The organism is bacterium (genome assembly GCA_024228115.1).
Lineage (GTDB): Bacteria > Myxococcota_A > UBA9160 > UBA9160 > UBA6930.
The window spans coordinates 1-8,162 of sequence record JAAETT010000269.1 but is presented as its reverse complement, the minus strand read 5'-3'; the positions used below and the strand labels follow the sequence as shown (position 1 = coordinate 8,162).

7 protein-coding genes are annotated in these 8,162 nt (G+C 65.7%); all 7 read right to left on the bottom strand.

The genetic code is table 11. The features are described 5' to 3' along the window. Positions 1-580: 580 nt before the first annotated feature. The 7 genes from GY937_12350 to GY937_12320 all read right to left on the bottom strand — a co-directional run bounded on the left by GY937_12350 (position 581) and on the right by GY937_12320 (position 7,919). Positions 581-1,393, bottom strand: a complete 813-nt coding sequence (locus tag GY937_12350; GenBank protein MCP5057498.1) for an alpha/beta hydrolase — start codon at positions 1,391-1,393, stop codon at positions 581-583. Between the two features lie 340 nt (positions 1,394-1,733). Next, positions 1,734-2,588: an SDR family NAD(P)-dependent oxidoreductase gene (locus GY937_12345; protein MCP5057497.1), complete on the bottom strand. Its 855-nt coding sequence runs from the start codon at positions 2,586-2,588 to the stop codon at positions 1,734-1,736. Between the two features lie 234 nt (positions 2,589-2,822). Beyond that, on the bottom strand, positions 2,823-3,395 hold the full coding sequence (locus GY937_12340; GenBank protein MCP5057496.1) for a PilZ domain-containing protein: 573 nt from the start codon (positions 3,393-3,395) through the stop codon (positions 2,823-2,825). Between the two features lie 135 nt (positions 3,396-3,530). Further along, positions 3,531-4,220 carry a c-type cytochrome gene (locus GY937_12335; protein ID MCP5057495.1) on the bottom strand — a complete coding sequence of 230 codons (690 nt, stop codon included), beginning with the start codon at positions 4,218-4,220 and terminating at the stop codon, positions 3,531-3,533. A 126-nt stretch (positions 4,221-4,346) separates the two neighbouring features. Then, positions 4,347-5,771: a wax ester/triacylglycerol synthase family O-acyltransferase gene (locus GY937_12330; protein MCP5057494.1), complete on the bottom strand. Its 1,425-nt coding sequence runs from the start codon at positions 5,769-5,771 to the stop codon at positions 4,347-4,349. A gap of 24 nt (positions 5,772-5,795) precedes the next feature. Continuing rightward, positions 5,796-7,199 (bottom strand): wax ester/triacylglycerol synthase family O-acyltransferase, encoded by a 1,404-nt coding sequence (locus tag GY937_12325; GenBank protein MCP5057493.1) that lies wholly within the window; start codon positions 7,197-7,199, stop codon positions 5,796-5,798. Positions 7,200-7,490: 291 nt separating this feature from the next. Next, complete coding sequence (locus GY937_12320) at positions 7,491-7,919, bottom strand: hypothetical protein (protein ID MCP5057492.1); 429 nt, start codon at positions 7,917-7,919, stop codon at positions 7,491-7,493. Positions 7,920-8,162 lie beyond the last annotated feature (243 nt).

Genomic DNA, 8,162 nt, shown 5'->3' with positions numbered 1-8,162 from the left:
CTGCAACTCGCTGCAACGCCCTGCGACATGTCACCGGGAACGCGAGTTACGAAAAGCCTATTGGTTTCAGGACCTTGCCTGATTCCGAGACCTGGCTTCCCAAGCCGAGGGTCGCGGGTTCGAGTCCCGTCTCGCGCTCCAGGAAACCTGGGGTCCCGCACACTTGTGGCGGGGGCTTCTTCGTTGGGGTCGACGGCGTCAGTGGCTTTAGACGTATAGAGACGTTCGGAGACGCCGAAGTCCGCGAAGGAAAGGTCAGCTTCATCCACCGGAAGGACGTGGGCTAGGCGCAGCGAGTCATCGGGCTGTCCCTGGACACCAAGGACACCAAGGACACCAGGGACGGTGGCTTGAAGAAGTCCCTATAGGAACCAAAGATATCGGAGTTCCCGGGATCGGTGTCCTCGGTGCCCGAGGTGTCCAGGATCGGACTAGCCAAAGCGGGGAGCGCGAGGTGACCGAGACCCTGCAAGACGAACACTCCTGCTGCCGCGCCCGCCTTCACCCCATCCGCCAGCGCCTAGGGGGTAACGCCACCCCTCCTTCCGCAATGATCAGTGCGAGGCGCACTCGGGCCCCTTCAGGCTGGCGCCACCTCGTTCAGGAAGCGGCCGATGCGTTCAAAGTAGGGCCGTCCGCCGATGGTCGTGGTGTCGTTGTGGCCCGCCCCCTCGATGGTCTCGAAGGCCTTGGGCCCGGGTGCGGCTTCGAAGAGCTGCCGACCGAGCCCATACGGTACGATCTCGTCACGGTCTCCGTGAAAGAAGAGCAGGGGAGCTCGCAGCCTCGCAATCTTGCTCTCGGAGTCGAAGTGGCCGCGCACGAAGGGCGCAGCGAGGGGCAGCAACGACCGCGCCATTGCCGATACCGAGGTGAAGGTGCTCTCCAAGATCAGCCCGGCGATCGCCCGATCCTGTACGAGGTCCACGGCCACGGCGCCACCGACGGAACGCCCGAACACGACGATGCGATCCTCCGGAATGCCACGCTCCTCGATCAAGTACCCGAGACCCGCCCGGGCGTCCGCATACACTCCCGCCTCGCTCGGGCTGCCGTCGCTGAGTCCGTATCCGCGATAGTCGAGGAGCAACACACTGGTTCCCAGCGCGACCAGCTCCGCCGCGTTGGGCAGGCGATGCGATGCGTTGCCGGCGTTGCCGTGCAGGAAGAGGAGCGCGCGCGTCGCCCCCTCGGCCGGCAGCCAGAAGCCGTGGATGCGCACGCCGTCAGCGGCTTCGAGAAAGACATCCTCGCCGCTCAGGCCAACCTGCTCCGGGCGGAGATCCACGCCGGAGGTGGGCTGGAAGATCATTCCGTCAAGGAGCCGGCTCCACATGGCGAGTATCCCTACAAGGGCCACCCCGAGCAGGACCAGTGTCGGCCCGCGCTGCATGAATCCATGGTATCGGTCCGCCTGGAAATGGCCCACGGGCGCGGCGTTTCAGCCAGGCACCCCTGGCCATGTACCGCAGCGGGTGGTGCTGGGGCGGCTACCGGGCGCACCCGAGCAGCCGGGGGCAAGCCGTTGCTGCTCGACGGCCCGCCGGTGCGACTGCCAGGCTGTCCAGGGTGTAGCGCACCACCTGTAACCGCGAATCCGGACGACCATTTCGTGGAGCGGGAGGAGCGGTTCTGGCATTGGACCTGCGCGCAGCGGCGGCTCGTCGAGCAGTAGACGGCACGAACGACGATGCCCCGGCCGAAGCCGGGGCGTCTTGCGCTCGGGCTCCCGATCAGTTCCCCACCGTGAGCGCAGGCCCCGTCGGGTTGCGAGCCAGCCGCAGATCGTCGAGCCGCGCGTTGCAGGCCGCGCGCCAGGCTCCGCCTTCTTCGCTGAGGATGTAGAGCTGGTTGTCTTGGATCGCCTTCACGGCTCGCTCGGCCATTGTGGACGGGTCGAGTCCCTGGTCGGTGGCGGTCGAGAGCACGGACTCGACCAGCTGGGAGGTGGTGAGGTCGGCGTCTTCGCCGCGCTTGAGGTGTGGCGGGCGATTGCGGTCGGAGTCGCCGATGCGTGTGCTGATGACCTCAGGGCAGAGCACGGAGACACCGATGGGCGCGTTCTCCAACTCCAGGTAGAGCGTCTCGCTCAGGCTGAGCACGGCGTGTTTGCTCATGTAGTAGGCAGAGACCATCGGGGCCCGCGTCACGCCCGCCATCGAGGCGGTGTTGACGATATGCGCGGGCTCGTCCTGTTCGAGCATGATGGGGACGAAGGCCTGGATGCCGTGGATCACGCCCCACAGGTTGACGCCGAACACCCACTCGTAGTCGGAGAGCGGCACCTGCCACGACGCGCCGGCGGCGAACACTCCGGCGTTGTTGCACAGCACGTGGACCTTGCCGAAGGCGTCGAGGGTCGCCTGGGCGAGGGCGCTCAGCGCATCGGGCTGGCTGACGTCGGTCTGCACCGCGATCGCCTCCGCGCCCGAGTTGCAGAGTTCCCGGCGCGCGCCTTCGAGTGCCTCGGACTCGATATCCGCCAGTACGACCCGCATCCCCTCGGCGGCGAAGCGGCGACCGAGCGCCAGCCCGATCCCGCTCGCCGCACCAGTCACCACCGCCACTCGACCACGAAGTTCTTCCATGCCCTGCCTCCAATCATCAACCGTACCAGTCGTCGCCGCCTCCGCGCGACCTTCGAGACGTTGAGCAAGCCGTCTCGCGCTCCATGGAACCTCTGGGTTTCCGCTGGATGTTGCGCTTGCTTCCTGGCTCGGCTTGCCATCTGTGTGGCTCTCGACTTGGGAGCGCTTCGGCATCTCGAGCTGCGGTCGCCCCAAGCAGGATGGCCTGCGGAGGCTCTGGCTTCTTCACGGTCGTCAGTCCTGGGTGGCCTCGAGGATCTCCCAGTCGTCACCAAGCTCTTCCTTCGCGGCCTCGCACGCCGATTCCTCGTCGAGGGCTTCCAGCTTGAGCGTGCGCGTGCGGGGCTTGCCGATCTGACTGGCCTTGACGCGCCAGGTGGCGCTCGCCTTGTGTGCGACCGGGGCGGGGGCGGGGGCGGGAGCTGCGACGGGGCCGGAAGCCGCGGCCGGTGCGGCACGCGTGGCACCTGTTCGGCCAGCGACGAGTTCGAGGAATGCCTCGCTCGGATTCTCGATCCCGAGCGCAACACCGCTACTCGAAATCGAAGCCAGACGCGAGGGTACGACATAGCGTCGGACCACCTTGGCCGAGATGGCGATCTCCGGGTCGTCGGCCTCTCGAAGTTCGACGTGGACCTTCTGGCCCGGCTTCAGGGATACGCGGGTCTGCACGAACAGGCCCGTGGCCGAGAGATCCCGCTGAACGTCCCCTCGGGCGTTTCGATACGGGCGGTCAGTCTCCGCTTGCTTCGTGTGTTCTTCCGGCGCTCTGCCACAGGCGGCCCCCACCCATCCTTTCGGCCACACGGCGGCTCGCCTGAGCCGCACGTCCGAGGCTGCGAGGGTACACCGCCTTCGGGGCGTTCGGCCGGGCGCGCGCGATGCGAAGTCCGAGGAGATTCCGTCCGAGACGGAACTGCGGCATGGCAGGACGCTCAGGGATCAATCGTCCACGGAGGCGAGGTACGCGAAGATGTCCTCGATGTCGTCCTCGTCGAAGCCGTCGAAGACGTCCTCCATGTCTTCGTTGACGCGTTCACCCGACCGGAATTGCTTGATCTGTCGGCGAAGATAGTTCGTGTGCTGGCCCGCGATCTGGGGGACGTCGTCCTCGCCCCAGCCCTGCTCGCCGTGGCATTCGCTGCACTCTTCGTCGTAGAGTTCCGCGCCGCGCTCGATGTCGCCGTCGATTCGGGGAACGTTGAAGACGGCCTGGACGGCAAGGAGCCGCTCCAGCGAACTCATCTCGACATCGGCCGGGGGTCGCTCGGTCGGCAATTCGATCTCGGAGAGCAGGCGTGCGATATCGCGGACATCGTCCGGCGGAAGTTCGCGCTCGGTTGCGTAGGGATACATGGGAATGTTGATCCGCTCGTGGGCCTTGAAGGCTTGCAGCTGCCGTTCCAGGTAGTCCGCGGAAAGGCCGGCGATCCGGGGATACTCCCCATCCTTGCCGCCTTCGCCGTTCCTGCCGTGACAGGCGGCGCAAACTTCGAGGATGTCCCGGGCGTTGTCGGGATCGTACTTCCAATGGGGCTCTTGCGGCGGCGCCGAAGCATCTTGCTGCGCTCCGGCAGGCGCGATCCAGCACAGCAGGAGCAGCGCGATTCCCAGCAAGCTCTGCACCGTCACCGTACTTCGTCCATCCAAGGGTCCTGGTGCTGAACTTGCTCGACGTGGCCCCGCACCATCCGGGAAGCCTATAGCAATCCCGCGAGCCTCCAGCAGCTCGGGATTCAGCTCTGGGCTGGCGAGGCTTCAGCTCGCAGGCGTCAATCCCGCCGCTTCCCGCAGCTCCGCAAAGGATTCCGCGGTGGCGAGGACCAGCTCGTGGAGGTCGGGAATCTGGTCCCAATCGGCGGAGTATCCAAACGAGAGGTTGCCGTCGTAGCTGAAGAGGGCGAGGCCCAGGCCGAGGTTTCCCATCAGCGGGACGTGGGGATGGATTTCGAGTAGCGGCGACTCCATCAGGAAGAGCGGCACGCGCGGGCCCGGAACGTTCGTGACGACCATGTTGAACGGTGTTCCCAGCACGATCAGCCGCGCGCCCAGGGAGAGCAACCCGGAGCCGGTCCACTCAGTCGCCTGGGTCAGGATTTCCGCACCGAGCGCTTGCTTCGTTTCCTTCAGCTCTGCCGTGGCCTGACAGATGGTCTCCAACCGGGTGAGCGGATCCGGCTCGTTGATCGGGAGGTCGAGTGTCCAGGCCGAGACCCGGTTGCCGAGGTCGCCCCGCTCGTCCTTGCGGCGCACGCTGACCGGCGCCATGACCCGCAACGATTCGTCGTGCAGGGTCATGCCGCGCGTGTGGGTCAGGTAATGCCGTACGGCGCCGGCGGTCACCGCCAGCACGATGTCATTCACCGTGCCTCCTACGGCTCGTCGCACCTCCTTGATCTCCGCCATCGAGATCGGCGTCCAATCGAGTCGGCGATGGGGGCCGATCGGCTCGTTGAAGGGGAGGGCGCGGGCACCGCTGACATTGCCCAGCATGCGCCCGAGCGCGCGGACGCGCTCGGAAAGGTCGTGGCGATCGTCGTCTTCGTCCCGCAGCAGGCGAGCCATGGCCTCGGCCGCCTGGACCGGCGCGCGTACAACCCGGTTCACCTCGCTCATGCCCAGGGTCGTGGCGCTGGGCGTGTCGCGGGGATGCCAGGGGCGGGTGGGGTCGGGCTTCTCCTGGGGTTCGCTGGTCAGCAGGGCGGAGATCAGCTCGGATCCGGAGACACCATCGACCATGCAGTGATGGACCTTCGAGACCACGGCCAGGCGGTCGCCCGAGAGCCCCTCGATGATCCAGAGTTCCCAGAGCGGCTTCTCCCGATCGAGACGCTGGGAGAAGATGCGGCCCGCCATCCGTTTGAGCTGGCGCTCGTTGCCCGGGCTCGGCAAGCGGGAATGACGCACGTGGTAGTGGATGTTGAAGGAGGCATCGTCGATCCAGACCGGATGTCCCTCGATCGGCGTGCGAGCCAGGCGCTGGCGGTAGCGCGGAATGCGGTCGAGGCGCGAGAGCACGTACTCCTGGATGCGCTCGATATCCAGCGAACCGTCGTCGAGACGCAAAGGTCGTGCATCGTGGATCTGGGTCGACGCCACATGCATGGCCGCATGCGGCTGCGCGTCCTCATAGACGAGGAAGGAGTTGTCGAGCTGCGTGAGTCGGTCGAATGTCTCGGACACGGGTCTCTCTCCTGGCTCTCGGGTTCAGAGCTTGCGCAAGCCTTCGAATTCTTCCTCGATGTCGGCCACGAACGTATGCAGATCCGGCATGGCCTCCCAATCCGCATTGAACCCCCAATGCAGGGCTCCGTTGTAGCTGAGCAAGGCGGTGCCCAGGGCCTGATTCTCGAACAGAGGCACGAGTGGGTAGGATTCGAGCATGTGCGCTCCGTTCAGGAAGACGGGGAAGCCGGGGCCGGGCACGTTCGTCACCACCATGTTGTAGGAACGTCGGGCAGCGGCCAACCGGCTCATGCCGGTGATCAAGCTGGTCGAGGTCCAGTCGCTGAGTTCTTCGAGCACCTGGGTGCCCTCGGCTTGTCGTGAGTTCTTCAGGTTCCGGGTCTCGGCGATGACGCGATCCACACGCTGCTTCGGATCGTGCTCGTCGACGGGAAGCGAAGCGACGAGCATCGATACTTTGTTGCCGAGTGTGCCGCGCTCGTCTTCGGTGCGGGTGCTGACCGGGATGAAGACGCGGAAGTCGATGTCCCGGGTGCTGGTGCCTTGCTGCTGCAGGAAGCGTCGAACGGCTCCGCTCACACATACGAGCACTACGTCGTTGATCGTTCCGCCCAGTTTTGCCTTCACCTCCTTCACGACGTCCAGGTCGAAGCGCGTCCAATCGAAACGGCGGTAGGGCCCGATCGGGACATTCAGCGGCGTCTCGGACGCGGGGGCGAGCGCCTTTCCGAGGCCTTCGACGAAGCCGGTTGCCGTCTTGACGGCGGAGTCGATGCCATCGACCGGGTGTTCCAGGGATCGGAAGGCATTGCTCAGGAGCCGCCCAGGCGTTCCAATGCGATGGCGCAGCTCACCGCCCAGGAGTTCGAGGGGGCTCGGGCGAGAACGAGGCCGCCATGTGTGGTGCGTCTCGACAGGGCGGTAGTTCGCATCGGGGCCCATGAATGCGGCCAGCAACTCGACACCGGAAATGCCATCGATCAGGCAGTGGTGAACCTTCGAAATGACCGCGAAGCGCCCACCTTCCAGGCCTTCGACGAACCAGAGTTCCCACATCGGCTTCGAGCGATCGAGCTTCTGGGACATGATGCGGCCGGCCAGTCGTTTGAGGCGGCGTTCGTCACCGGGCAGCGGCAGGGCGGTATGCCGGATGTGGTAGTGGAGGTTGAAGCGGTCGTCGTCGATCCACACCGGGTGGCCCGTGATCGGCGTTGTGTCGAGCTTCTGGCGGAAACGCGGTGCGCGGCGCAGGCCGGTCTCGGCCAACGTCAGGATCTGCTCGAAATCGATGCCCCCGTCCGGGGTGGCCAGCGGGCCGGGTTCGAAGGTGGCGACCGATCCCACGTGCATGTGCACGCCGTCGCTCTCGAGATCGAGGAAGGTGGTGTCGAGGGCGGTGAGCCGGTTGTAGTGGGAATAGGGCATGGTCGCGTTCTCCTCGGCCAATACCCTGCAGGTTTCGAGCCGTCGTCTCGCGCGCTCATCGTGCCCGAGGAATCGCCGCACCTCGTTCGACTCAGTGCGGTGTGGCGAAACGCCTCACCGCGTACCTGCCTTCACTCGAGCAATCGAACGCGGCTGGCATGGACCCGCGTTCGGCGGGGAGGCGGCTTCGGCCCAGGCCCCGCCGGAGAAGCGAACGCGCGCGGTACCGCCTGGATCGTCCTCCGTTTTCTGAAGACGATCCAGGCGGAGTAGCTGCGGCGGCCCCTCGCCCTAGCGAGCCGTCTTCTTGCGGGTCGCCTTCTTCCGGGTTGTCTTCTTGCGCGTGGCCTTCTTGGTCGCGGCCTTCTTGGTCGCGGCCTTTCGGGTCGTCTTCTTGCGCGCGGCCTTCTTGGTCGTGGCCTTGCGAGCCGCCTTCTTCCGCTTGGCTTTCTTCCGTGCAGGCTTTCCGCGCACTGCGCGTTCCAGGCGTCGGTAGAGCTTCTCTGCATCGGCTTCGAGGCGCTTTCGGCGCTTCTCGCCGTCCTTGCGCAGCTTCTCGATCTGCTTCTCCATGTCTTCGAGCTGCTTTCGCACCTCACGAACAGGTTTTCGGATGTTCGGCGGCAGCTCCTTTTCGAGCCGGGCCACGCCCTTGATGAACCAGTTCGAACTACGGGTGCCCGCTCCGCGAGCCCGCGCTGCCTTCTTTCTTGCTGCCATGATGTTCTCCTTCATCGCGGGGGGTCCGCGGCTTGACATGAACGTACCAATGATTCGTGATTCCGTGGAGTGGCCAGGGCCTTCGGCGGGCAGAAGGCCTCCGCTAGGAGTCTGCGCGGTAGAAGCGAGATCGGCCGCGTAGCGTGGGATTCTCGGTTGAATTGTTGCGGTGAGTAGGGTCTGGGGCGCCCGGGACCGCGAAGGCTCCGGATCGGGTGTGAGCCGGGGTTGCCCTGGAAGCCG

Coding starts and splice junctions, on each gene's coding strand:
- GY937_12350 (MCP5057498.1), bottom strand. CDS start 1,393: ATGCAGCGCGGGCCGACACTGGTCCTGCTCGGGGTGGCCCTTGTAGGG.
- GY937_12320 (MCP5057492.1), bottom strand. CDS start 7,919: ATGGCAGCAAGAAAGAAGGCAGCGCGGGCTCGCGGAGCGGGCACCCGT.
- GY937_12325 (MCP5057493.1), bottom strand. CDS start 7,199: ATGCCCTATTCCCACTACAACCGGCTCACCGCCCTCGACACCACCTTC.
- GY937_12345 (MCP5057497.1), bottom strand. CDS start 2,588: ATGGAAGAACTTCGTGGTCGAGTGGCGGTGGTGACTGGTGCGGCGAGC.